This window comes from Rhodococcus sp. (in: high G+C Gram-positive bacteria), assembly GCF_049591685.1.
Taxonomy (GTDB): Bacteria; Actinomycetota; Actinomycetes; order Mycobacteriales; family Mycobacteriaceae; genus Rhodococcoides.
In genome coordinates, this window is the sequence record NZ_JBAWFH010000398.1 from 1 (window position 1) to 21,162 (window position 21,162).

Genomic DNA, 21,162 nt, shown 5'->3' on the forward strand with positions numbered 1-21,162 from the left:
GACAAGGGCTACATCTCGCCGTACTTCGTCACCGACACCGATCGGATGGAGGTCGTCCTCGACGACGCCTACATCCTCCTCGTCGGCACGAAGATCACCGCCGTCCGAGACCTCCTCCCCGTGCTCGAGAAGGTCATGCAGTCGAGCAAGCCGCTCCTGATCATCGCCGAGGACATCGAGGGCGAAGCGCTCGCGACCCTGGTGGTGAACAAGCTGCGTGGCACCCTGAACGTGCTTGCCGCCAAGGCCCCTGGCTTTGGCGACCGCCGGAAGGAAATGCTGCGCGACATCGCCGCCCTGACCGGTGGCCAGGTCATCTCGGAAGAGGTTGGCCGCCGCCTGGACAGCGCCACCCTCGAGGATCTCGGCCGCGCTCGCCGCGTGGTCTCCTCCAAGGATGACACCACCTTCATCGAGGGTGCCGGCGATTCCAGCGCGATCGAGGGCCGTATCGGCCAGATCCGCTCCCAGATCGAGACCACGACGTCCGACTTCGACCGCGAGAAGCTGCAGGAGCGCCTGGCCAAGCTGGCCGGTGGTGTTGCAGTCATCAAGGCCGGAGCAGCAACCGAGGTCGAGCTCAAGGAGCGCAAGCACCGCATCGAAGATGCAGTGCGTAACGCCAAGGCTGCCGTCGAAGAGGGCATCGTTGCCGGTGGTGGCGTCGCGCTGCTGCAGGCTGCGCCCGCACTCGACAACCTCAAGCTCGACGGTGACGAGGCAACCGGCGTGAACATCGTTCGCGTCGCACTGTCCGCTCCGCTCAAGCAGATCGCATTCAACGCAGGCCTCGAGCCCGGCGTTGTTGCGGACAAGGTCTCCAACCTGCCCGCAGGTCACGGCCTCAACGCCGCGACCAACGAGTACGAGGACCTGCTCGCTGCAGGCATCAACGACCCGGTCAAGGTCACCCGCTCGGCACTGCAGAACGCAGCGTCCATCGCGGCTCTGTTCCTCACGACCGAGGCTGTTGTCGCCGACAAGCCCGAGAAGGCCGGAGCGCCCGCAGGCGATCCGACCGGTGGCATGGGCGGCATGGACTTCTAAGTCCGGCTCACTCGAATCAGCCCGGCTCCACTTCGGTGGGGCCGGGCTTTTTCGTGCGTCACGATTGCCCGATAGTTGGGCTCGCAGGGCCGAAACGACCCTGCGAAGTCATCTATCGCGCACGCCTGCTCCGTCGACGCTTCCGGACCACCGCGATGATCTCGTCCACCACCTCGTCGAGACGAGTGTTGACCATGGCCGCAGAGAAGCGGAGCACACGCCAATCGTCGTCGATCAGCCAGTTCTGCCGTATCCGGTCGTTGGTGAACACCTGCGGCGCGATGTGGAACTCTCGGCCGTCGATTTCGATGAGCACGCGGCCTTGTCGGCAGACGAGATCCCCGAAGTACGGACCGATGCGCGCATTGATGTCGAGCTTGAAACCGCGGGCCACGAGTGCGCGGGCGACCATGCGTTCGGGCTCCGACAGTGTCCGTGGGCAGCAGGTGCGCAGTTGCTTCCGCACGGCTCGAATTCCGTGCCGCCCTGGTGATGCGTCGACCAGTCGAGCGAGGCGTTTCCAATTGACCTGCGTACCTATCGCCGCGTCGAACAGTGCTTCGAGTTCGGGTTCGGCCAAGTCGACAGCTGTATCGAACAGGGCCTGTTCGATGGTGACGACGGGTAGGCCTTCCCTCCGAGAGGGGGTGACGAGGCGCCGGTGCAGTTGAACCCATTCGGGTGCACGGGTTTGTGCATTGGGGGCGACGGTGGCTGTGACCAGAACGGGTTGGGGGATCAGCCCCCACATCCATGCTGCTGTCGAGTGACTGAACACCGCTCGGGGTTTCCAGAGGTGGACGGCGTGGCAGCGATCGAGATAGGTGGGTTCGCCGTCGCAGTAGGTCGACGGTAGAAGCCTGGTCAGCGCGGACGGTCTGATGCCGCGCCCGACGAGGTGCGCTCGTGTATGTACCCCCATGGCCGTCAACTGTCGCGTACTTTGCTCGCAAGCCTCGAAATCTATCCACAGGCTGTGGATAGATTTCATGGTTGCGCGATAGTTGGGTGTATCGGGCCGAATGCGCCTCGGCAAGCGAGGTATCGAGCAATCAACCGTGGCTGTGGCGCGAGGGCTGAGGCGTCGGCTCCTGACCCGGTTCGTCGACGACGAATTGCCCCATCAACCCGTTCCGAAGGGCGTTCGGCCTCAGGGACACCTACGCTCGTTGGTATGGCATCTCCAGCAATCGAACTCGAAGTGGGCGAGCGGACGGTCCGGATCTCGAACCCCGATCGCGTGTACTTCCCCGAGAGCGGGGCGACCAAGCTCGACCTGGTGAACTACTACCTCGGTGTAGGCGACGGAATCGTGCGCGCCCTGCGCGAGCGGCCGTGCATGATGCACCGTTTTCCGACCGGATTGTCCGGCGACAAGGTGCACCAGAAACGTGTGCCCAACGGTGCACCTCCGTGGCTCGAAACCGTCCGCGTGAAGTTTCCGCGCTACAACCGCACCGCCGACGAACTCTGCGTCACCGAGCTGGCGCACGTCGCGTGGGCCGTGCAGATGTCGACGGTCGAGTTCCACCCCTGGAACTCTCGACGCGCGGATGTCGAGATGCCCGACGAGTGGCGCATCGACCTGGACCCGATGCCCGACTGTCCGTTCGATCGAGTGCGCCGCGTCGCGGGCGTCGTGCACGAGGTGCTCGGCGAATTGGGTGCGGTGGGTTGGCCGAAAACCTCTGGAGGACATGGTCTTCACGTCTACGTGCGGATTCGACCGGACTGGGGCTTCAAGGATGTACGACGTGCCGCGCTGGCGTTCGCACGCGAGGTCGAGCGTCGAGCCCCGGATGACGTGACGACGACGTGGTGGCGCAAGGATCGCGACCCGGCCAAGCTGTTCGTCGACTACAACCAGAATGCTCGCGACCACACGATTGCCAGCGCCTACTCGGTGCGCGGAAACCAGCAGGCGACGGTGTCGACGCCGATCTCCTGGGACGAGGTCGCGGACGTCGATCCGCGTGAGTTCACGATCTTCACGGTGCCGAAGCGATTCGCCCAGCTCGGTGACCTGCACGCAGGCATCGACGACGCGGTGTTCTCGTTGGACACGTTGCTCGAATGGGCCGAGCGTGACGAGCGCGAGGGGCTCCGCGAACCCGAAGAGTGAACGTGGGGCCGGATCTCGGCGAAGGGGGCGTCAGTTCCGCAGGCGTAGTCTCCCGCGCGGATGCCGTCCACGATGCGGTGGTGCTCGATGTTCGATTTTGTCGACGGTGCCGGTACTCATGGCCTTCGACAAGCCGGTCGGAACGTGGACAGTAGGATCGATCGAAGATCATCGCGCCGCTGTTGGTCATTGGATGGTACCTGTGCCGCAACCGCATTCGGGCCGTCGCCGCCGAACGAGAGGTATGACGGTTTGAGTTCCATCACGCTTGTGACCACCGGCGGCACCATCGCCAGTAGTCGCGACGAGCACGGCATCAGCAGGCCGGGCGCGGGCGCACTGCCCTTCGATGTCGGGGCCGACGTCACCGTGCGTGAGCTGATGGTCAAGGACAGTTCGAGCGTGAATTTCGCGGACATGGACCGGATGGTCGACGCGGTGTCTCTAGCGCTTCGAGACCTCGACTGCCGCGGAGTGGTCGTCCTGCACGGCACCGACACGATGGAAGAGTCCGCGCTGCTTGTGGATCTGTTTCACGACGATCCGCGTCCCGTCGTGTTCACCGGGGCGCAGCGCACTGCCGATCACTCGGATCCGGATGGGCCCGTCAACGTCGCCGCAGCGGTCGGCGCGGCGCTCGATCCGACCCACCGCAATCGCGGGGTGCTGGTGGCGTTCGGTGGAAAGGTGCTTCCCGCGCGAGGTCTGTCGAAGCTGCACACTTCGGAGTTGGATGCGTTCGTCAGTTCGGCCGAACCCCGCATCGTGCTGCCACGCGTGGCGATCGGGGGAGTGCGGGTCGACATCGTCTCGCTCTATCCGGGGGTCGATGCCGTCGCGATAGACGCGTACCGAGCGGCGGGCGCCCAAGGAATCGTGTTGCAGGCGTTGGGCTCTGGTAACACCAATGCCGCAGTGGTGCGCGCCGTCGAAAAGTGTGTGGCGCAGAACATTCGGGTGGTGGTGACCACGCGGGTGCCCCTCGGGTCGATCGCACCCACCTACGGCGGCGGGGGAGGCGGAGCGGATCTCGTCGACGCCGGTGCCGAGTTTTCTCCGCAGCTGCGGGCCGGTCAGGCTCGGATTCTCCTTGCGGCGCAGATCGCCCAGAGTGCGAGGCACTGCGCTTAGTCGAGCTCGGATTCACCCCAGCTCGATACGATCACTTCGTCGCCCACGCTCAGCGTGCCCTCCTGGATCACCGTGAACTTGGATCCGAACGCCACCCCCTTCTGCGCCGCGGTGCGATAGGTCTTCAGGGTCTTCAACGGTTCGGGCCCCGCTCGTTCGCCGCGGCTCTGGTCGACGGTGGTGACCGCGCATCTGATCGCCAGCTTCGTGTATGCCAACACTGTGCCGCCGATGGATGCGTCACGCACGAGGTCTTCGCTGTGTGGCTCGTCCCACCCGGTGACGACGATGTTCGGCCGGAACCTGTTCATCGGAAGAGGCTCGGGCACGCGCGAATTGAGCCCGGTCAGCGTCGCGTCCGACAGGATGTGCACTGCCGCGCTGTCGGCGAACCCGGCTGTTCCCGGCACAGCGCCGTCGGTGACGCGGTCGAAGGTCGGGGGCACCGCAACCAGACGAGAGGATTCGCCCACGACGGCGGTCAGCCACCGCGCTATCTCGTCGCCCTGGTCGATGCCCATGAGGGGCTGACGAAACATGGTGACCTCTCGCGTCGGCGATTCGAGATCGATGCGTGTGGTGACGGCGCCGAATTCTCGGTGCTCGAGCGTCAGCGCGTTGTCGGTGATCGACGGGTTGATCAGCGCCAGTACCGGATCGCTTCGTTGACTACGAAAGGTGCCGCCGGCGTCAGTGATCATCAACTGTCGGTCGTGCTCGAGGCCGCGGGCCGTCAGCCGAGCCGACGGCAACGAGTGCCCCGCGCATCCCTTGACCGGATAGCAGATCAGTTCCGACACGGCAGCGCTCACCCGAGCGAGGATACTGGTACTCATGACACGAGCACTTCTTGTAGTCGACGTACAGAACGACTTCACCGAGGGTGGCGCCCTCGGCATCGAAGGCGGCGGCGAGGTCGCGCGAAAGATCAGCGCACTCCTGGCGCGTGAGGGCGACGAGTACGACCTCGTCGTCTCCTCCCGAGACTGGCATGACGCCGACAATGACAACGGCGGACATTTCGCCACCGCCGAGGCCCCGAACTTCACCACTACCTGGCCGGTTCACTGCGTCGCCGGCACGATGGGCGCGGAATACCACCCCGATTACGCCACCGGGTCAGTGGACGTCCACGTCTACAAGGGCCAGGGCAAACCGTCGTACTCGGCGTTCCAGGGCATTACCGACGAGGGATTGTCGTTGCCCGAGGTGCTGCGCCGCAACGAGGTGACCGACCTCGACATCGTCGGCCTTGCCACGGACTACTGCGTCAAAGCCTCCGGTCTCGACGCCATTGCCCTGGGTCTGAACGTTCGGATTCTCACCGACCTGGTGGCCGGCGTCGCCGCGGACTCGTCGAAGGAGTCGTTGAAGGAGTTGACGGGGGCGGGCGCGAGGCTCGCTTAGGTGGTGCAGGAGTGGAGCCTGCGGAATGACTCAGGTGGTGCAGGAGTGGAGCCTGCGGAATGACTCAGGTATCGATCGTGGTGGTGATGGAGGTGACGGAGGGTGCGGCGGGGGTGCTGCCGAAGCCGAAGGTCACCGGGGGAGTGACCGGGGTGAGGGTGCCCAGGTCTTCTCCGCGCCACGATGCTTCGGCGCCGAAGATTCGGTGCTGGTGGCGGGCGCCGTAGTACTCGCGGCGGTCGTTGCCTGCGCTGCCGCGCGTGCGGACTCCACGCAGGACGACTCGGGCGATGGGGTCGGAGATTCGGCAGAACCACGGCGCCGTCGAGATGGCCGAGGGCATCACTGCGAGCAGCCTTCCGAGCAGGGTTGGGCCGCCGATGGTGAGCGATACCCGTAGGTCGTCGGCACTGAGTTCGACACTGTCGCCGTGCCGGGTGAAGTCGACGGGAGTCAGGTAGGTCTCGTCGAAAGTGTATGTGGCGGTGACGAATTCGCGGACGTGTTCCGTCGGCGCCAGCAGTAGGCGGTGGCCACTCGCGAACTGGATCATGACGTCGGTGAATTCGCCGAGGGGCGAGTCGGTCCAATGCCCGATCACCACGCGGACACCCGACGTCGTGCCGATCCCGTAGATCTCGCCGTGAAACCGTGATCTTCCCATCACACCGACTGTAGCCACGGGACGCACACAGTCGGTGCATGATGGGTTACATGGCGTCTTTGCAACCCACGATCTTCGTCCTGTTCGGCGCGACCGGTGACCTCGCCAAGCGGATGGTCCTTCCGTCGTTCTACCAATTGCACGTGGAGGGACTGCTGCCCGAGAAGTGGTTGCTCATCGGCAACGGGCGGCACGCGACCCCCAACGATGAGTTCCGTGAGCACGTCAAGGATGCGCTCGAGGAGTTCGCGTCCGACATCGGCATGGATGGTTGGGACGAGTTCTCGAAGAGGATTCGATTCGCAGGGAACGGGTTCACCGCAGACGACCCGGGTGAGTTGCTCGACGTGGTCGAAGCCGGCCGCGACGAGCTCGGCGACGCGCAGCTGGTGCACTACATCGCGCTGCCGCCGAGCGCGTTCGAGGACTACACGAAGGCGCTCGGCGAGCACGGTCTCGCGGAGGGTTCGCGGGTGGTGTACGAGAAGCCGTTCGGTACTTCGCAGAAGGCGTTCGAGCAGTTGGACAGGGTTGTCCACGAGGTGCTCGACGAGCATCAGGTGTTTCGGATCGACCACTTCCTCGGTAAGGAAGCCACCCAGAACCTGCACGTACTGCGCTTCGCCAACGGCATGATCAGCGGCATCTGGAACGCCGAACACGTCGAGCAGGTGCAGATCGATGTGCCGGAAACGCTGGACATCGACGATCGAGCGGAGTTCTACGACAGCACGGGCGCTGTGCTAGACATGCTCGTCACGCACCTGTTCCAGGTTGCCGCCGAAATCGCGATGGAGCCGCCCGCCTCGCTCGAGGCCGACGATCTGCAGTCCGCGCGCGAATCGGTCATCGGGTGCTTCCGCCCCATCGATACCTCCGAGGTGGTGCTCGGCCAGTACGACGGGTACCGCGACGTCGACGGTGTCGCAGACGATTCGACGGTCGACACGTTCGTCGCCGCGAAGCTCTGGGTCGACACCGACCGTTGGCGCGGAGTGCCGTTCCTGCTGCGCACCGGCAAGATGCTCGGCACAGGGGCGCAGCGCGTGTCACTGGTGTTCAAGAAGCCCGCCGACAGTCCGCTCACTTCTCTGCCGGACGACGGCGCCGTGCTGTCGTTCGACCTGTCCGGCAACGGGTCGATCGACATGGCGATGACGGTGAAAGAACCGGGCGCGGACTTCGACCTGTCGGTGGGGCACCTGTCGTTGCCCCTACCGTCGGTGCCGGACGCAGAGCCGCTGTCGCCGTACTCCCGACTGATCCTCGACGTGCTCGGCGGGGACCGATCGTTGTTCACCCGGCCCGACGGGTTGAAGCACGTGTGGGAAGTTGCAGCACCCTTGCTCAACAACCCGCCCGCGGTCAAGCCCTACGCGCCGAAGTCCATGGGCCCGCAGGAAGCCGACGACCTCGCCGCCCCCTGTGGCTGGCTTGTGCGCTAGGCGCTTCGCGCCCGTGTGCCAAAAACGTGGTTGGAACAACACTTGATGCACACCGGTGGCGGAGCCGCCTGATGCACACCGGTGGCGGAGCCGCCTGATGCACACGGGCGGCGGAGCCGCCTTACCGCTGCGGCATCAACATCCAGGCCGCGAGGTAGACCAGAGCGACGGTGCCGCCGGTGGCGAAGGCGCCGATGACGGTGAGGACGCGCACGAGGTTGACGTCGATGGCGAAGTATTCGGCGATGCCGCCGCAGACGCCTGCGACCATCTTCTTGGAGTCGGAGCGAACGAATTCTTTGGGGGTGTCGGTGTATGTCATGGACACAATTCTGTTCGGCCGCAGGCACGTTGCACATCGGGAAAACCCCCGATCTTCACCCTGAGATACAGAACCGACCGAACCACGCAATTCGGGCGGTTGGCGAGCTCGACGACTTTTACCGACCGATTATGGACCTGGAGGCAGAGCGACCGCTACGGTCTTGACTGTTCGACCTACCTCGTACCACCTTCGGAAGGAATGCACCCATGCTCGGAGATCTCTTCGGCGTTATCGGCGACCTCATCACCGGCGACATCATCAGTGGCGAGAACGGAATCGGCGACCTGCTGCTCGATTCTCTCCTCGATTCGATCCTCGGTGACAGCACCGGTAGCTTCGGCTCCAGCTAGGTCCCGCGGACTTTCGCCCGAGGCCCCGCACCGCCCGCAACAGGCCACGGCGCGGGGCTTTCGGCGTTCGGCGAACGTTGCGCGTTCACTCCGCCGTTACCGATTCGTTCCCCATCGCAGATAGTTTTCGAACCATGAGCAACACATTCAGTTCGTTGGGCGATCTCTCCACCATGGTCGACCTGGCGGACACGTCCGGATTCGTCGTCGACGACAGCGACGACGACGATCCCGTCCTGCTCACGGCGTCCGACAGCCGCGTCGTGGACACCTGGCGCGAGGACTACCCGTACGACGAGCGGATGACCCGCGAGGAGTACGACGCCCAGAAGCGGTTGCTGCAGATCGAGCTCCTCAAGCTGCAGATGTGGACCAAGGAAACGGGGCGACGACACGTCATCGTTTTCGAAGGACGTGATGCGGCGGGCAAGGGCGGCACGATCAAGCGGTTCGCCGAGCACATGAACCCCCGCGGCGCACGCGTTGTCGCACTCGAGAAGCCGTCGGCTCGCGAATCCACCGAATGGTACTTCCAGCGCTACATCCAGCACCTGCCCGCGGCCGGGGAGATCGTCATGTTCGATCGGTCCTGGTACAACCGCGCGGGCGTCGAACGAGTCATGGGCTTCTGCACCGAGGACCAGCATGCGCGATTCGTGCGGCAGGCGCCGCTCTTCGAGCAGATGCTCGTCGACGACGGAATCAGCCTCACCAAGTTCTGGTTCTCGGTGTCGCAGCTCGAGCAGCGGACACGCTTCGCCATTCGGCAGGTCGATCCGGTGCGTCAATGGAAGCTGTCCCCCATGGACCTCGCTTCGCTCGACAAATGGGACGCGTACACCGCGGCGAAAGAAGAGAGCTTCCGGGCCACGGACACCGATATTGCGCCGTGGACGATCGTCAAGAGCAACGACAAGAAGCGCGCCCGGATCAATGCAATGCGCTTCATCTTGAACAAGTTCGATTATGCGAACAAGGACCCCGAAGTGGTGGGCGAAACCGACCCGTTGCTCGTGGGGCGCGCTCGCGACGTGATCGGCGAGTGATCCGAGCCTGCTCCTGGGTGATCGTACCGTTATACAAAACCGGTCGTTACCAGCTTTCGACCATGGCGTTGTTTGATGACCGGTGTGATGCGGTAAGAACGTAACTGGGTCGTGATCGATCGGCTCTTTCTACAAGCGAGGAGACTCTCATGGGTTCTGCAGCAACGTTCATCAGCGACATCTTCAGCGGCGTGTACGACGGCGTCGTCGACGCGATCGTCGAGCAGATTACCGGCATTCTGACCTCGGGCAGCGCGGAGTAATTTCGCTCAGGGTCACTCGCGGCGTCGGGGGCCGCGGTGGCCCGCCCGTATCACGGGAAGCAATGTTCCGGTTTAGTTTCTATATAAGTGCCTTCTGACTTTTATGGCTCCAGCGGTGGCGGGGACGGAATCCCTTTGATATCAATAGGACTGGCAGCGGCCGACTTTCAAACGCTGCCGTACATGACCGCGATCAGAGGAGTTCTTCACATGTTCACGTCCAGCGAGCTCGACCTCAACCTGCTTTCCCTGCTCGCTCAGCTGTTCACGGGCAGTGCCGACGGTGGAGAAATGTCCATCCCCGCCTGATTCTCGAAACTACGAAGGCCGGCCGCCTCCGAACTCATCGGATGCGGTCGGCTTTTTGCTGCCGAGGTAAAAAGCGGCCGAAGGCTGGTTTCGGCGGGCGAAATAAACTCGAGATATCTTCGGCGTTGTTCCGTTGCGCCCTTGCCGGGGCTGATATCAATTACATAACCGCAGCAGCGGTAACCCCCCTCGCCTAGGAGTGTTCATGGAATTTCTCGCCATTCTTCTTCAGCTCTTCGGTACCGGTAGCGCTGGAAGCTCGGACTCCGAAACGCCTCCCGTTATCGCGCCGTAGTAGCAAGCTCCTCCGACAGCCGGGATGCACTGCATCCCGGCTGTTTGCGTTTCTGCGCACCTACCTAGTCTTGCCCCGTGGAAACCGTTCCGATTCAGATGCCCGATGCCTCTACCGTTCCGGTGAGCTTGTTCGAGTCCGAGGAACCGCGGTCGGACAACCCGGTCATCGTGGTGTTGCCGGGCTTGGGGATTCCCGCGGGCTACTACGGGCTCTTCGCGCACGAGTTGAACGCGCGAGGTTTTCACGTCGCCACTGCCGATCTGCGTGGTCAGGGTGACAGTCGCCCCAAGCCGGGCAGCGCGAGCACGTACGGCTATCACGAACTCGCCGCCGTGGATTTTCCGGCGATCTTCGAGGTCGTTCGAGAGCGTTTCCCCGATGCGACGCCGTATGCGCTGGGGCACAGCATGGGCGGTCAGCTGGCGTCGCTGTACGCATCACGCATTCGGGGCCGGCTCGGCGGGTTGATTCTCGTCGCCTCGGGGTCGCCCTTTCATCGCGGGTTCGGCCGGGCGCGGGGTGCGTCGCTGTACGTCGGTGCCGCGGCAATGTCCCTGACCAGCAGCATCGCCGGGTTTTGGCCGGGGGATCGGATCGACATCGGCGGTTTCGGTCGGCAGTCGAAGGTGCTCATCGACGATTGGTCGCGTTTTGCCCGTACAGGCAGGATCGAGCCGTCCGGTGCAGACATCGACTACGAGGAGCGCATCGCCCGCCTCACGCTGCCCGTGCTCGCGATCACCCTCGAAGGCGACGATCTGGCTCCCGAGGAGTCGATGCGCAATCTCTTGGCCAAGTTCCCGCGCGCCGACATCACCGCCCGTCGTCTCGACGAGCCCCGAGGTCACAACGACTGGATTCGTCGACCGTCGTTCGTCGCCGACGAGATCGAAGCCTGGTTCGCGCGTTAGTTTCCGAGCGCCCGCCAGAGGAACTGGAACGCCAGCGCTGTCTTGAATGCCAGCTGGGCGTTGTCGGCGGCGCCTCCGTGGCCGCCTTCGATGTTCTCGTAGTAGCTGACGTTCTGCCCGACCTCCTCGAGCCGCGCGGCCATCTTTCGGGCGTGGCCGGGGTGCACGCGATCGTCGCGGGTGGACGTGGCGATCAGAATCGGCGGGTATGTGCGCTCATCGGGGCCGACGATGTTTTGGTACGGCGAGTACTCGGAGATGAATTCCCACTCGTCGGGGTCGTCGGGGTTTCCGTACTCGGCGACCCACGACGCACCGGCCAGCAACAGGTGATACCGCTTCATGTCGAGTAGCGGGACCTGGCAGACGAGCGCGCCGAACAGCTCGGGGTACTTCGTTTCCATGATGCCCATCAGCAGCCCGCCGTTGCTGCCGCCCTGCGCGCCGAGCTGAGCGGGCGTGGTGATTCCGCGGTCGACGAGATCGCGTGCCACGGCTGCGAAGTCCTCGTGCACCTTGTGCCGTCCCGCCCGCAATACCTGGGTGTGCCACTCGGGGCCGTACTCACCGCCGCCGCGAATATTGGCGACGACGTAGGTGCCGCCTCGCTCGAGCCAGGCCAGCCCGGTGGCGCCGCTGTACGACGGCGTCATGGAGATTTCGAAGCCGCCGTATCCGTAGAGCAACGTGGGACCGGGCGTGGAGCCTGCGGAATGCCCCGTCGGACCGGGCGTGGAGCCTGCGGAATGCCCCGTCGGATCGGGCGCGGAACCTGTGGAGTCTGCGGGGTCCTTGCCGATGACGAAGTAGGGAATGGCTGTGCCGTCGAGTGAGGTCGCGAAGTGCTGCGTGACGTGCAGACCTTCGGTGTCGAAGAACGCCGGTGCCTGTTTGAGTGCCTCCACCGTGTTGCTGCCGACGGTGCCGTAGAGCAGCGTGGCGGGCGTCAGGTAGCCGCTGGAGGAGAGGAAGAATTCGTCGCCGTTCTCCTCTGCGTCGGTGCCGACGATCTCGATGGAGGTGAGTTCGGGTAGCCCCTCCATGGGTGCGTCGGCCCATTGGTCGAGGCCGGGAGTCAGCACTCGCAGTTCGGTTCTGACGTCCACGAGGGTGACCACGAGCAGGTGGTTCTCGGTCCAGGTGAATTGGTGCAGCGAGCGGTGCGCGTCGGGCTCGAACAGCACGGTCATTTCGCGCTCGCCGGCGATGAAGCCGTCGAAGTCGGTGGCGAGGAGGGCTCCGGCCGGGTAGGTCACATCGCCGATGGTCCAGTCGGTCATCGTGCGGACGAGCAGCCATCGTTCGTGGACGGACGTCGTCGCGTCGGTGGGCGTCTCGACAAGCACGAGGTTTTCGCCGTCGACGAGGTACAGCTCGGCGTTGTAGAAGTCGGTGGCCCGCTGCGCGAAGTCCCGTTCGTATCCGGGGGTTCGGTCGTGCCAGGCGGAAATGGAGATGTCGCTCGGTTTGCCCTCGAAGACGACGGTCGCGTCGGCGAGTTCGGTGCCTCTGGTCCAGCGCTTGGCGATGCGGGGGTAGCCGGACTCGGTGAGCGATCCGGCGCCGAAGTCGGTGCCGATGTAGACGGTGGCGGCGTCGATCCACCCGATGTCCGTCTTGGCCTCCGGCACGAAGAATCCGCCGTCGACGGCGTCTCGGAACCGGCGCGTGCCGAGGTCGAACTCACGGACGACGGTAGCGTCGGCGCCTCCACGGGACAACGTCACCAGGGCGGTCTCCTGGTCCGGGCGGAGCACTTGCGCGCCGCTCCACACCCAGTTCTCTCCCTCGGCGGTGGCAACGGCGTCGAGGTCGAGAAGCACGTCCCACTCCGGTGCGCTCTTGCGGTATTCGTCCATCGTGGTGCGACGCCATAGCCCGCGGATGTGGGAGGCGTCGCGCCAGAAGTTGTAGAGGTACTCGCCACGCCTGCGGGCGTACGGGATCCGGGCGTCGGTGTCGAGGACTTCGCGGATACGGGCTTCGGTATCGTCGAACTCTTCTCCGGCGAGGGCAGCCGTCGTGGCTGCATTGCGTGTCCGCACCCAATCGAGGGCCTTGTCGTCGGTGACTTCTTCGAGCCACAGATAGGGATCGCCGGTGATGCTCATGCACTATTTGTACCCTCGCGCGTACTGTCCTCCGCGCGTACTGTCCTCCGCGCGTACTGTCCCGATAGGGCGAGTAGGGGAGGGGCGAAAGTGACGTTGTGGGATCAGCACAGTTGTCTGCCTCTGCTACCGACGGCCGACATCGCCGAGCTGGCCCGCTACCCACTGGGCAGCTACGTGTCGGTCAACGTCGGGTACTCGCCGCACTCGAGAGCCGACGCCACCGCGCTCGCCGCCGACTTTCGTCGAAAAGCGCTCGCCGACGGGCGCTTTCGCATGGTCGACGACGATCTGCACGGCGACGATCTGCACGACGACGATCTGCACGACGCCGACGCGGGTGCCATCGACGCGAGTGCCATCGTTCTGGCGTTCGATCTCGAGGACTCCGGGCCGCTCGAGGGCGACCTCGACAATGTTGCCTACTTCTACGCGCTCGGCGTGCGGTCGATGCTGGCGTCGTACAACTTCTCCAATGCCGCCGGGTGCGGATGCCTGGACGTCGAGGACACCGGGCTGACGGGCTACGGCCATGACCTCGTCGCCGAGATGAACAGGGTCGGCATGCTCGTCGACGGCTCGCACTGCTCCATCCGCACCGGCCTCGGCATGGCGTCCGCGACGCTGGCGCCGATGATCTACAGTCACTCGAATTTCGCAGCGCTGTGGCAGCATCCCCGCAACATCACCGACGAACAGGCGCGTGCGTGTGCGTCGACGGGAGGGGTTGTCGGAATCAACGGTGTCGGCATCTTCCTGGGCGTCAACGGGCCGGCCGACGCGGAAGCTCGCGTACGCGCGATGGCGGACCACATCGAGTACGGGGTGAACCTCCTCGGAATCGACCACATCGGGATCGGCTCGGACTATTCGTTCGACCACGAGGACTTCAATGCCGAACTGGTGGCCCACCCGGAGGCGTTTTCCGAGCAGTACACCCGCTGGGGGCAGCTGCAGTGGGTGCCGCCGGAGGACATCGTCACACTGCCGTCGGTTCTGCGTGAACGGGGATTTACGGACGGCGCAATCGCTGCGGTCTGCGGCGGTAACTTCCGACGGATCTCAGCCCTGGCGACGCCTCGTTGACGACGGCCGAGGGTGGCTACTCGCCGGTAACGAAGACCAGTGGGGGACAGCGTCGGAGCACGGGACTACCCTGAGTAATCGTGACCTCACACTATGACGTCGTTGTCCTCGGAGCCGGTCCCGGTGGGTACGTCGCTGCTATCCGCGCGGCACAACTCGGGTTGAGCACTGCCATCATCGAGAAGAAGTACTGGGGCGGTGTGTGCCTCAACGTGGGCTGCATCCCGTCCAAGGCCCTTCTCCGTAACGCCGAGCTGGCGCACCTCTTCACCAAGGAGGCCAAGCTGTTCGGTATATCGGGCGAAGCGACCTTCGACTTCGGCGCTGCATTCGATCGCAGCCGCAAGGTTGCCGATGGGCGCGTCAAGGGCATCCACTTCCTGATGAAGAAGAACAAGATCCCCGAGTACGACGGTGTGGGCACGTTCACCGACGCCAACACCATCGAGGTGGAGTTGAGCAAGGGCGGCACCGAGACCGTCACGTTCGACAACGCGATCATCTCCACCGGTAGCGTCACCAAGCTTCTGCCCGGCACCGAGCTGAGCAAGAACGTGGTCACCTACGAAGAGCAGATCATGACCCGGGAGCTGCCCGGATCCATCGTCATCGTCGGCGCAGGCGCCATCGGCATGGAGTTCGGCTACGTTCTCAAGAATTACGGTGTCGACGTCACCATCGTCGAGTTCCTCGACCGCGCGCTCCCCAACGAGGACGCAGACGTCTCGAAGGAAATCGAGAAGCAGTACAAGAAGCTCGGCGTCAAGATCATGACCGGCGCTGCGGTACAGAGCATCGACGACGACGGCTCGAAGGTCACCGTCGCGATCAAGAACAACAAGTCGGGTGAGACCGAGACGCTGACCGTCGACAAGGTCATGCAGTCCGTCGGTTTCCAGCCGCGCGTCGAGGGCTTCGGTCTCGACAAGACCGGCGTCGAACTCACCGACCGAGGTGCCATCGACATCGACAACGTCATGCGCACCAACGTCCCGCACATCTTCGCCATCGGCGATGTCACCGGCAAGCTGCAGCTTGCTCACGTGGCCGAGGCCCAGGGCGTCGTCGCAGCCGAGACCATCGGTGGCGCCGAGACCCTGCCGATCGACGACTACCGCATGATGCCTCGCGCGACGTTCTGTCAGCCGCAGGTCGCCAGCTTCGGCCTCACCGAGCAGCAGGCCAAGGACGAGGGACGCGACATCAAGGTTGCCACGTTCCCGTTCGCAGCCAATGGCAAGGCGCACGGTCTGGGCGACGCCACCGGTTTCGTCAAGCTCATCGCCGACACCAAGTACGGCGAGCTCATCGGCGGACACCTCATCGGACCGGACGTCTCCGAGTTGCTGCCCGAGCTCACCCTTGCGCAGAAGTGGGACCTGACGGTGCACGAGCTCGCTCGTAATGTGCACACCCACCCGACGCTGTCGGAGGCTCTGCAGGAAGCCATTCACGGCCTCGCAGGACATATGATCAACTTCTGATCCACCCGCTCTGCCCACGCGGCGGCAATCACTTCTGTGGTTGCCGCCGTTGGTGTTTGTGCGGCGGGCGCGGGCCAGGTGTGCACTCAGTGGCCAGCCACGTGGTGCGCATTCGACCACCCGGTGAGCGTTGGTGGGAAGCAGGGCGGGGCGCAGGCGCGGGCGAGCGTTCGTGGGATAGGCGTTGCAGGTCGGGGTGGTGGTATGGGTGCCGGCCCAGCGGGTTCGAGCAACTCTGTGAGGATTCATAAGGGCGGTGCAGTCGAAAATTGACATCTCATTCCCATAAAGCTGGTAATTTTTCGATCGCTGCGCGAGGGGTGCGGTCGAGGGGGAGCAGTTGTGACGAGTACAACGGCGCGGACTCCGGTTCGTAGGCGTGTGACGGGTGGGGTAGTCGGAGGTCTGCGTGCTTTCGGGCAGACGCTCGAGCTCGGTGTACGCGCGTTCTCGTATTTGTTCGGTGACATTGTCAAGCTTCGGCATCCGTGGCGCGACACCGTCGAGCAGGCGTGGTTCGTCGTGACTGTGACGGTGATTCCTGCGGTGCTGGTGTCGATTCCGTTCGGGGTCATCGTGTCGGTGCAGGTGGGGAGTTTGACCAATCAGATCGGTGCGACGTCCATCGCGGGTGCGGCAGGCGGGCTGGGGGTCATTCGTCAGGGCGCGCCTATCGTCGCTGCACTCTTGCTGGGGGGTGCAGCGGGAGCGGCCGTCGCCGCGGATCTCGGTGCACGCACCATTCGCGATGAAATCGACGCGTTGCGGACAATGGGTATCGACCCGGTTCGTCGGCTTGTTGCGCCGCGGTTGGCCGCGATTCTTCTGATGGCTCCGTTGCTGTGCATCTTGATCATCTTCATGGGTCTTGCCGCTGGTTACGCGATCAATATCGGCTTTCAGGCCGGCACGCCGGGTAGTTACATCAGTTCGTTCGCATCGTTCGCATCCGTCGGTGACCTCGTGATCGCGTTGGTGAAGACGGAGATCTTCGGGGTCATTGTCATCATCGTCGCGTGCCACCGGGGGCTCGGCGCAGAACATGGTCCGCGCGGTGTCGCGAACGCGGTCAACGCCGCTGTCGTGTTGGGTGTCGTATCGGCCTTCACCGTCAATGTCGTCGTCACTCAACTGGTGGCGATGTTCATGCCGCAGAAGTTGGGATGACCAATATGGCAACTCCTTCGACCTACACGCTCCCGGGTACTGCGAGACTCACCCGTGGTGCGCGTCGCCTGGGCCGTATGCCCGGCGATGCGCTCGAGATGCTGGGGCACCAACTGACGTTCTGTATCGAGGTGGTCGGGGCCATCCCGCACACCGTCCGTTCCTACCAGCGGCAGATGATGTTGATTCTGCGTGACATGACCTGGGGCAACGGTCGTCTCATCGTCGGCGGCGGTACGGTCTCCGTTCTGGTGGTGCTCGGTGTCGCTGTCGGGGCGTCGATTGGTATCGAAGGCTTCAACACGCTGGGCATGGTCGGGATGGAGCCGCTGACCGGGTTCATCTCCGCGTACGCGAGCACTCGGGAACTCGCGCCGATGATCGCCGCGATCGGCTTCGCCGCGCAGGCGGGATGTCGGATGACGGCGGAGATCGGTGCGATGCGCATCTCCGAGGAGATCGATGCGATCGAGGCGCAGGGCATCCGACCGATACCGTTCGTCGTCACGACGCGCGTCATCGCCGGAATGGTGACCATCGTTCCGCTCTACCTGTTGACGTTGATTCTCGGTTACGTGTCGTGCGCAGTGGTGGTGAGCGTTGTGGGCGGGCAGTCATCGGGGACTTACGACCACTACTTCAGCGCTTTCCTCCAACCCATCGACGTGTTGTATTCGCTGCTCAAAGCAGCCATTTTCGTCGTGACCATCATCGTCATCCACGGTTATCAGGGTTTTTACGCGACGGGTGGGCCCGAGGGGGTGGGTCGCGCGTCCGGTCGAGCAATCCGCGCGAGCCTCATCGCCGTCGTCGTATTGGACATGGTGTTGACGTTGGTGCTGTGGGGTTTCGACTCCGGCATAAAGATTTCGGGGTAAACCATGGCGGTCTTCGAAGATCTGTCCGGCCGATCGGCCGGACGCGCCACACTGCGATCGAGGGGAATCGTGGTGACGTTGATCGTGGTCGTCGTCGCCGCGACTTTGACGGCGTATGCGAGGGGAAAGTTCGACTCCACATATGATCTGACGCTCGACGTGTCCTCGGTCGGCGACGGTTTGACGCCCGGAGCGGACGTCAAATTCCGCGGCCTGTCGATCGGTACCGTATCGGCGATCGACACCGTCGAGTTCGGCAGGCAGCAGATCGCGCTGAAGCTCGATCCGGATCAAGCTGGTGAGCTCACCGACACCGTGCAGGCTCGGTTCTCGTCGTCCAACGTTTTCGGTTCCACTGCAGTCGAGTTGGTCACCGACGGTGGCGGGATTCCGCTGCCCGACGATTCGACGCTCGCCGTGGCCACGGATACGACGGGGGCGACCGTCACCGGTGTGTTCCGCAGAGTCGCTGAACTGACCGAGGTGCTCGATTCGGATCAAGTTCAGGATCTGTTGGATCTGCTCGCCGATACGTCGGTCGACGTGAGCGCGAACCTCAAACCGTACTTCGACACTTCATTGATGTTGGCGGAAAGACAGATCGACCCACTCGCGTGGAAGTTGCACCGTGGCGCGGAGATGGGAGCCGGCCTCGACGACCTCGTTCCGCCTCTGCTGGATCTGGTGACCGGTGTCGTCGACAAGAGCGCCTACTACGAGGCGCCGGTCGATCGGACGCGCACGCTCGATGCCATCAACGGTCTGAGCGATCAGCTGGTCGTCCCGATCGGTCAGCTCCTCGAAACGAACAATCCGAATCTCACGACACTGCTGTCCACCGTGCTCGATCTGCTCGTGCCGATCACCGCGTCTCTCGGAACCCTCGCACCGAGCTACGACAAGATTCCAGGTGTCCTCGACGGAATCTCCGACGCCTTTCCTGTGGTCGACGGCGCCCCGGTGTTGCAGCTCGACGTCATCGTCAAGACGATGCCCAACATGGCCGCGCCAGTCGCCGCATATCTTGCCGAGGACGAGGGCCGATGATCAAGGTCGCTGGACCGCTGGCCAAGCTCCTGGCGTTCATCGCCATCACGGCGGTGTGTGCCGTGGTGATCGTGACGGCGCTGCGAACACCGGTGTCCGGTCCGACTGCGTCCTACGCAGCGGAGTTCGACGATGTGTCGGGGCTGTACGTCGGTGACGACATTCGCATGTCGGGAGTTCAAATCGGCAAGGTCACCGGCGTGGATCTCGACGGGGCCGAACGACGCGGAGCCACCGCACTGGTGTCATTCGAGATCGCGGATTCTCGGCCGGTGTTCTCCACGACGCAGGCCGCTGTCCGGTATCAGAATCTGTTGGGCCAGCGGTACGTCGAGCTCGTACAGAGGCCGGATCCGGGCTCGGCGCTTCCTGCGGGCGCGACCATCGCACGCGAGCAGAGTATCCCGTCGTTCGACATCTCCGAACTGTTCAACGGCTTTGAGCCCATCTTCGACACCCTGGACACCGCGCAGCTCAACCAGTTCGCCGAGAACATCCTCCGCATGGTGCAGGGCGACGGAAGTGGGTTGGCACCGGTACTGCGGGATGTCGACCGTCTCTCCGAGTTCGCCGTTCAGCGGGAGGCGATCATCGGGCTCCTGATCGACAATCTGGGTCAGATTTCGTCGACCATCGGCGGCAAGTCTGCCGCGGTGGCCGATCTGATCCGTGACTTGACCGGGTTGGTGTCTCGGCTCAGTACCGAGATGGACGGTGTGCTCGGGGCGCTCGATCAAGCCAATTACGGGTTCGCTCCGCTCGTCGGGCTGGCCGAGCAACTTCGTGACGCGTACGACCAGGGTTACTTGCCGATCGACGGACTGCTGCGACGCCTGCTGCCCCAGACTGGCCAGGTCACCGAAATATTGGCCCTCGCGCCCGGCTTGTTGATTGGGCTCAACCAGAGCATCCCTGCGCCAGGCGCGCAAACCTACTCGTGCAGCCAAGGGCAACACGATATTCCAGGTATCGGTCGAATAGTGCTGAGCAATCAGAATTTGGTGGTGTGTCGATGAGCCCGCGCGCCGTGCGCAGAGGTGTACGTGACGAGCAATCCGAAAACAGAGCGCATTTCTTCTGGGGCAGTGTCGGACTCGCGGTGCTTCTCGTGTTTCTGCTCGTGGCGGGAGCGCTGTATACCATGCCGTTAGGAGAGCGCACCTACACAGCGCAATTCAAAACAGCGGGCGGGGTAGAGCCGGGTGACGAGATCCGTATATCGGGAATCGGTGTCGGATCGGTGCATTCGGTCGAACTCGCAGGGGACCGCGTCGACGTCGAGTTCGGTGTGAAGCGGGGAATTTTCGTCGGCGACGCAGCGACGTTGACGGTGAAGCTCTTGACGCCGATCGGTGGTCACTACGTAATGCTCGATCCGGTGGGTGACGACGAACTCGGTTCCGCGACGATCCCACCGGAGCGGACGCAGGTTCCGTTCGAATTGTCGGACGTGATCGAGTCGTCGACTCCGCTCGTGCGCGATATCGACGGTGCGACGCTCCGTCAGACCGTGTCCGAGTTGGATCAGGCGCTGTCCGCGGCACCGGATTCGACGCGTGCGATCGTCGACAACCTCTCGTCGCTGACCGATGTCATCGCGCAGCGCTCCGACCAGTTGGAACGTGGATTGTCGGTCTCCGACGAGTACGTGGGCTCGTTGGTCGACGATCGTGTCATGCTCACCGAGCTCGTTCGCCAACTCGGAACGCTCACCGAAGGTTTCGGTAACAAGCGAGAAGACGTGGTGAGTGCCTTCAACCTTCTGCAGCGGCTGTTTCAGTTGTTCCACCGGCCGGTCATGGCGTTCGAGGAGGTATTGGAGCCTTCGGTCATTCAGCTCGAGGAAATCACCCAGAAGCTCTTCGCGCGTCTAGGCGACTTCGACAGTGCCGTGACCATCATGAAGGACAGTACGGATCAACTTTCCGCAATGCTCGCCGAGGGAGACGGACTTGTGATCGATCAATCGGAGACCGCTGTCGATCTCGGGGTCTGCATACCGGCACCAGGGACGGCGTGCTGATGAGGCAAAGCATCGTCACCGTTCTGTCGGTGGTCACCATCGTCGCCG

General features: G+C 63.7%; 20 protein-coding genes. 15 read left to right on the forward strand and 5 right to left on the reverse strand.

The window, feature by feature from the left end:
• Window positions 1-1,047 (forward strand): chaperonin GroEL (groEL, locus tag WBQ44_RS16705; protein WP_495567789.1); only part of this gene is annotated, 1,047 nt, incomplete at its 5' end.
• Between the two features lie 112 nt (window positions 1,048-1,159).
• Here groEL and WBQ44_RS16710 read toward each other — a convergent pair.
• Window positions 1,160-1,969, reverse strand: coding sequence for a DUF559 domain-containing protein (locus WBQ44_RS16710; RefSeq protein WP_495567790.1), 810 nt, complete (start codon window positions 1,967-1,969; stop codon window positions 1,160-1,162).
• Window positions 1,970-2,221: 252 nt separating this feature from the next.
• On the opposite strand from WBQ44_RS16710, the gene ligD reads away from it, so the two are divergent.
• Both ligD and WBQ44_RS16720 read left to right on the forward strand, forming a co-directional pair.
• Window positions 2,222-3,169, forward strand: a complete 948-nt coding sequence (gene ligD / locus WBQ44_RS16715) for a non-homologous end-joining DNA ligase (RefSeq protein ID WP_495567791.1) — start codon at window positions 2,222-2,224, stop codon at window positions 3,167-3,169.
• A 252-nt stretch (window positions 3,170-3,421) separates the two neighbouring features.
• Window positions 3,422-4,300: an asparaginase gene (locus tag WBQ44_RS16720; protein ID WP_495567792.1), complete on the forward strand. Its 879-nt coding sequence runs from the start codon at window positions 3,422-3,424 to the stop codon at window positions 4,298-4,300.
• On the opposite strand, the gene WBQ44_RS16725 is transcribed toward WBQ44_RS16720, so the two are convergent.
• On the reverse strand, window positions 4,297-5,136 hold the full coding sequence (locus WBQ44_RS16725) for an MOSC domain-containing protein (RefSeq protein WP_495567793.1): 840 nt from the start codon (window positions 5,134-5,136) through the stop codon (window positions 4,297-4,299). The two genes, WBQ44_RS16720 and WBQ44_RS16725, sit on opposite strands and share 4 nt — an antisense overlap.
• Here WBQ44_RS16725 and WBQ44_RS16730 point away from each other — a divergent pair.
• Window positions 5,135-5,707, forward strand: a complete 573-nt coding sequence (locus WBQ44_RS16730; RefSeq protein WP_495567794.1) for an isochorismatase family protein — start codon at window positions 5,135-5,137, stop codon at window positions 5,705-5,707. The two genes, WBQ44_RS16725 and WBQ44_RS16730, sit on opposite strands and share 2 nt — an antisense overlap.
• Window positions 5,708-5,771: 64 nt before the next feature.
• On the opposite strand, the gene WBQ44_RS16735 is transcribed toward WBQ44_RS16730, so the two are convergent.
• Window positions 5,772-6,371 (reverse strand): hypothetical protein, encoded by a 600-nt coding sequence (locus WBQ44_RS16735; RefSeq protein ID WP_495567795.1) that lies wholly within the window; start codon window positions 6,369-6,371, stop codon window positions 5,772-5,774.
• A 50-nt stretch (window positions 6,372-6,421) separates the two neighbouring features.
• Here WBQ44_RS16735 and WBQ44_RS16740 point away from each other — a divergent pair, with 50 nt between their 5' ends.
• The gene (locus tag WBQ44_RS16740) at window positions 6,422-7,816 is read left to right on the forward strand and encodes a glucose-6-phosphate dehydrogenase (protein WP_495567796.1); all 1,395 of its coding nucleotides are present in this window, start codon (window positions 6,422-6,424) and stop codon (window positions 7,814-7,816) included.
• A gap of 121 nt (window positions 7,817-7,937) precedes the next feature.
• On the opposite strand, the gene WBQ44_RS16745 is transcribed toward WBQ44_RS16740, so the two are convergent.
• Entirely contained in the window at window positions 7,938-8,138 is a 201-nt protein-coding gene (locus WBQ44_RS16745) for a PspC domain-containing protein (RefSeq protein ID WP_495567797.1), read from the reverse strand.
• 209 nt (window positions 8,139-8,347) lie between these two features.
• On the opposite strand from WBQ44_RS16745, the gene WBQ44_RS16750 reads away from it, so the two are divergent.
• The 3 genes from WBQ44_RS16750 to WBQ44_RS16760 all read left to right on the forward strand — a co-directional run bounded on the left by WBQ44_RS16750 (window position 8,348) and on the right by WBQ44_RS16760 (window position 11,318).
• Window positions 8,348-8,491, forward strand: a complete 144-nt coding sequence (locus WBQ44_RS16750) for a hypothetical protein (RefSeq protein WP_495567798.1) — start codon at window positions 8,348-8,350, stop codon at window positions 8,489-8,491.
• A 134-nt stretch (window positions 8,492-8,625) separates the two neighbouring features.
• Window positions 8,626-9,537 (forward strand): polyphosphate kinase 2, encoded by a 912-nt coding sequence (ppk2, locus tag WBQ44_RS16755; RefSeq protein WP_495567799.1) that lies wholly within the window; start codon window positions 8,626-8,628, stop codon window positions 9,535-9,537.
• 944 nt (window positions 9,538-10,481) lie between these two features.
• Window positions 10,482-11,318, forward strand: coding sequence for an alpha/beta hydrolase family protein (locus WBQ44_RS16760; RefSeq protein WP_495567800.1), 837 nt, complete (start codon window positions 10,482-10,484; stop codon window positions 11,316-11,318).
• On the opposite strand, the gene WBQ44_RS16765 is transcribed toward WBQ44_RS16760, so the two are convergent.
• Window positions 11,315-13,429 (reverse strand): prolyl oligopeptidase family serine peptidase, encoded by a 2,115-nt coding sequence (locus WBQ44_RS16765; RefSeq protein ID WP_495567801.1) that lies wholly within the window; start codon window positions 13,427-13,429, stop codon window positions 11,315-11,317. The genes WBQ44_RS16760 and WBQ44_RS16765 overlap by 4 nt on opposite strands.
• Before the next feature lie 90 nt (window positions 13,430-13,519).
• On the opposite strand from WBQ44_RS16765, the gene WBQ44_RS16770 reads away from it, so the two are divergent.
• From WBQ44_RS16770 to WBQ44_RS16800, 7 genes are all read left to right on the forward strand, one after another.
• Window positions 13,520-14,515 carry a dipeptidase gene (locus WBQ44_RS16770; protein WP_495567802.1) on the forward strand — a complete coding sequence of 332 codons (996 nt, stop codon included), beginning with the start codon at window positions 13,520-13,522 and terminating at the stop codon, window positions 14,513-14,515.
• Window positions 14,516-14,595: 80 nt separating this feature from the next.
• The gene (gene lpdA, locus WBQ44_RS16775; protein ID WP_495567803.1) at window positions 14,596-15,999 is read left to right on the forward strand and encodes a dihydrolipoyl dehydrogenase; all 1,404 of its coding nucleotides are present in this window, start codon (window positions 14,596-14,598) and stop codon (window positions 15,997-15,999) included.
• A 405-nt stretch (window positions 16,000-16,404) separates the two neighbouring features.
• Complete coding sequence (locus tag WBQ44_RS16780; RefSeq protein WP_495567808.1) at window positions 16,405-17,166, forward strand: MlaE family ABC transporter permease; 762 nt, start codon at window positions 16,405-16,407, stop codon at window positions 17,164-17,166.
• Window positions 17,167-17,171: 5 nt separating this feature from the next.
• Window positions 17,172-18,044 (forward strand): ABC transporter permease, encoded by an 873-nt coding sequence (locus WBQ44_RS16785; protein ID WP_495567804.1) that lies wholly within the window; start codon window positions 17,172-17,174, stop codon window positions 18,042-18,044.
• Between the two features lie 3 nt (window positions 18,045-18,047).
• Window positions 18,048-19,091 carry an MlaD family protein gene (locus WBQ44_RS16790; protein ID WP_495567805.1) on the forward strand — a complete coding sequence of 348 codons (1,044 nt, stop codon included), beginning with the start codon at window positions 18,048-18,050 and terminating at the stop codon, window positions 19,089-19,091.
• Window positions 19,088-20,107, forward strand: a complete 1,020-nt coding sequence (locus tag WBQ44_RS16795; protein ID WP_495567806.1) for an MlaD family protein — start codon at window positions 19,088-19,090, stop codon at window positions 20,105-20,107. Before WBQ44_RS16790 ends, WBQ44_RS16795 begins: the two co-directional genes overlap by 4 nt.
• Window positions 20,104-21,114, forward strand: a complete 1,011-nt coding sequence (locus WBQ44_RS16800; protein ID WP_495567807.1) for an MlaD family protein — start codon at window positions 20,104-20,106, stop codon at window positions 21,112-21,114. Before WBQ44_RS16795 ends, WBQ44_RS16800 begins: the two co-directional genes overlap by 4 nt.
• The last annotated feature ends 48 nt before the right edge of the window (window positions 21,115-21,162 follow it).

Excerpts from the sequence above, each read along its gene's own strand:
- WBQ44_RS16710 (WP_495567790.1), bottom strand. The coding sequence starts at position 1,969 with ATGGGGGTACATACACGAGCGCACCTCGTCGGGCGCGGCATCAGACCG.
- ligD (WP_495567791.1), top strand. The coding sequence starts at position 2,222 with ATGGCATCTCCAGCAATCGAACTCGAAGTGGGCGAGCGGACGGTCCGG.
- WBQ44_RS16730 (WP_495567794.1), top strand. The coding sequence starts at position 5,135 with ATGACACGAGCACTTCTTGTAGTCGACGTACAGAACGACTTCACCGAG.
- WBQ44_RS16725 (WP_495567793.1), bottom strand. The coding sequence starts at position 5,136 with ATGAGTACCAGTATCCTCGCTCGGGTGAGCGCTGCCGTGTCGGAACTG.
- WBQ44_RS16735 (WP_495567795.1), bottom strand. The coding sequence starts at position 6,371 with ATGGGAAGATCACGGTTTCACGGCGAGATCTACGGGATCGGCACGACG.
- WBQ44_RS16740 (WP_495567796.1), top strand. The coding sequence starts at position 6,422 with ATGGCGTCTTTGCAACCCACGATCTTCGTCCTGTTCGGCGCGACCGGT.
- WBQ44_RS16745 (WP_495567797.1), bottom strand. The coding sequence starts at position 8,138 with ATGACATACACCGACACCCCCAAAGAATTCGTTCGCTCCGACTCCAAG.
- WBQ44_RS16750 (WP_495567798.1), top strand. The coding sequence starts at position 8,348 with ATGCTCGGAGATCTCTTCGGCGTTATCGGCGACCTCATCACCGGCGAC.
- ppk2 (WP_495567799.1), top strand. The coding sequence starts at position 8,626 with ATGAGCAACACATTCAGTTCGTTGGGCGATCTCTCCACCATGGTCGAC.
- WBQ44_RS16765 (WP_495567801.1), bottom strand. The coding sequence starts at position 13,429 with ATGAGCATCACCGGCGATCCCTATCTGTGGCTCGAAGAAGTCACCGAC.
- WBQ44_RS16785 (WP_495567804.1), top strand. The coding sequence starts at position 17,172 with ATGGCAACTCCTTCGACCTACACGCTCCCGGGTACTGCGAGACTCACC.
- WBQ44_RS16790 (WP_495567805.1), top strand. The coding sequence starts at position 18,048 with ATGGCGGTCTTCGAAGATCTGTCCGGCCGATCGGCCGGACGCGCCACA.
- WBQ44_RS16795 (WP_495567806.1), top strand. The coding sequence starts at position 19,088 with ATGATCAAGGTCGCTGGACCGCTGGCCAAGCTCCTGGCGTTCATCGCC.
- WBQ44_RS16800 (WP_495567807.1), top strand. The coding sequence starts at position 20,104 with ATGAGCCCGCGCGCCGTGCGCAGAGGTGTACGTGACGAGCAATCCGAA.